1 protein-coding gene is annotated in these 817 nt (G+C 31.3%); it reads left to right on the top strand.

The features are described from left to right. Positions 1–32 precede the first annotated feature (32 nt). Complete coding sequence (locus HH304_RS21110) at positions 33–764, top strand: YqjF family protein (protein ID WP_169685285.1); 732 nt, start codon at positions 33–35, stop codon at positions 762–764. The last annotated feature ends 53 nt before the right edge of the window (positions 765–817 follow it).

Here is an 817-nt window from a genome sequence, read left to right as displayed (position 1 = left end):
ACGTTGTGGTGCATATAAAAAACAAAAAATAAATGAGCTTTTTAAAAGCAGAATGGAGAAAACTAGCAATTGCAAATTATGCGATTGACAAAGATAAGTTAACTGAATTTATTCCATTTGGAACTGAACTAGATCTTTGGGAGGAAAAATGTTATGTTAGTTTGGTTGGATTCTTGTTTAAAAACACTAAACTATTAGGGATAAAAATCCCATATCACATAAATTTTGAAGAGGTCAATTTACGTTTTTATGTTAAGAGATTTGATAATGGAGAATGGAAAAGAGGGGTTGTTTTTATAAAAGAAATAGTACCCAAAAGAGCATTAACATTTGTTGCAAACACTGTTTATAACGAAAATTATGAAACTATGCCTATGAGTCATCAATGGATTGAAAATGAAGACTCAAGGATTGTAGAATATAAATGGATAAAATCTAAAAAAGAAAATAATTTTAAACTGACTGCTAGTAAAGAAAGTTTTGAAATTAGTCCTGGGAGTGAAACAGAATTTATAACAGAGCATTATTGGGGCTATGCTAAAGTGAATAATAAGAAAACAAACGAATATGAAGTCACACATCCTAAGTGGAAATCCTATAAAGTACACGATTATATAATAGATGTGGATTTTGGAAAAGTCTATGGGATTAAATTTGAATTCCTAAATTGTATGGAACCAAACTCAATTATGCTTGCAGAAGGTTCCGAAATAACAGTTGAAAACAAAAATACTATAAGAACGACACCACAACAGCATGTATAAAGTTATGGCGGCTGTAGAGTCAGCTCAAGCGCCGGATTCTCGCTGGATTTCAC

This window comes from Marinigracilibium pacificum, assembly GCF_012926615.1.
Lineage (GTDB): Bacteria > Bacteroidota > Bacteroidia > Cytophagales > Cyclobacteriaceae > Mangrovivirga > Mangrovivirga pacifica.
The sequence above is the reverse complement of the archived record's forward strand: the minus strand, read 5'-3'. Positions and strand labels throughout refer to the sequence as shown.

Excerpts from the sequence above, each read along its gene's own strand:
- HH304_RS21110 (WP_169685285.1), top strand. The coding sequence starts at position 33 with ATGAGCTTTTTAAAAGCAGAATGGAGAAAACTAGCAATTGCAAATTAT.